This window comes from Veillonella sp. R32 (genome assembly GCF_010093125.1).
GTDB lineage: Bacteria > Bacillota > Negativicutes > Veillonellales > Veillonellaceae > Veillonella_A.
In genome coordinates, this window is the sequence record NZ_NMZQ01000082.1 from 1 (window position 1) to 1,410 (window position 1,410).

Annotated in this window: 2 protein-coding genes and 1 pseudogene; all 3 read left to right on the plus strand. The window is 49.9% G+C overall.

The annotated features are described in order from the left end of the window. Nucleotides 1–332: 332 nt before the first annotated feature. Nucleotides 333–650: pseudogene (locus VER_RS10430) on the plus strand (phage holin, lambda family). Beyond that, nucleotides 634–1,110 (plus strand): glycoside hydrolase family protein, encoded by a 477-nt coding sequence (locus VER_RS10240; RefSeq protein WP_000229403.1) that lies wholly within the window; start codon nucleotides 634–636, stop codon nucleotides 1,108–1,110. Before VER_RS10430 ends, VER_RS10240 begins: the two are co-directional and overlap by 17 nt. After that, on the plus strand, nucleotides 1,107–1,410 hold a 304-nt coding region (locus VER_RS10245; protein ID WP_162100704.1), incomplete at its 3' end, for a lysis protein. The genes VER_RS10240 and VER_RS10245, both read left to right, overlap by 4 nt.

Below are 1,410 nucleotides of genomic sequence, written 5' to 3' on the forward strand. Positions count from 1 at the left end.
GTGCTGAATTAAGCGAATACCGGAAGCAGAACCGGATCACCAAATGCGTACAGGCGTCATCGCCGCCCAGCAACAGCACAACCCAAACTGAGCCGTAGCCACTGTCTGTCCTGAATTCATTAGTAATAGTTACGCTGCGGCCTTTTACACATGACCTTCGTGAAAGCGGGTGGCAGGAGGTCGCGCTAACAACCTCCTGCCGTTTTGCCCGTGCATATCGGTCACGAACAAATCTGATTACTAAACACAGTAGCCTGGATTTGTTCTATCAGTAATCGACCTTATTCCTAATTAAATAGAGCAAATCCCCTTATTGGGGGTAAGACATGAAGATGCCAGAAAAACATGACCTGTTGGCCGCCATTCTCGCGGCAAAGGAACAAGGCATCGGGGCAATCCTTGCGTTTGCAATGGCGTACCTTCGCGGCAGATATAATGGCGGTGCGGTTACAAAAACAGTAATCGACGCAACGATGTGCGCCATTATCGCCTAGTTCATTCGTGACCTTCTCGACTTCGCCGGACTAAGTAGCAATCTCGCTTATATAACGAGCGTGTTTATCGGCTACATCGGTACTGACTCGATTGGTTCGCTTATCAAACGCTTCGCTGCTAAAAAAGCCGGAGTAGAAGATGGTAGAAATCAATAATCAACGTAAGGCGTTCCTCGATATGCTGGCGTGGTCGGAGGGAACTGATAACGGACGTCAGAAAACCAGAAATCATGGTTATGACGTCATTGTAGGCGGAGAGCTATTTACTGATTACTCCGATCACCCTCGCAAACTTGTCACGCTAAACCCAAAACTCAAATCAACAGGCGCCGGACGCTACCAGCTTCTTTCCCGTTGGTGGGATGCCTACCGCAAGCAGCTTGGCCTGAAAGACTTCTCTCCGAAAAGTCAGGACGCTGTGGCATTGCAGCAGATTAAGGAGCGTGGCGCTTTACCTATGATTGATCGTGGTGATATCCGTCAGGCAATCGACCGTTGCAGCAATATCTGGGCTTCACTGCCGGGCGCTGGTTATGGTCAGTTCGAGCATAAGGCTGACAGCCTGATTGCAAAATTCAAAGAAGCGGGCGGAACGGTCAGAGAGATTGATGTATGAGCAGAGTCACCGCGATTATCTCCGCTCTGGTTATCTGCATCATCGTCTGCCTGTCATGGGCTGTTGATCATTACCGTGATAACGCCATTACCTACAAAGCCCAGCGCGACAAAAATGCCAGAGAACTGAAGCTGGCGAACGCGGCAATTACTGACATGCAGATGCGTCAGCGTGATGTTGCTGCGCTCGATGCAAAATACACGAAGGAGTTAGCTGATGCTAAAGCTGAAAATGATGCTCTGCGTGATGATGTTGCCGCTGGTCGTCGTCGGTCGCACATCAAAGCAGTCTGTCAGTCAG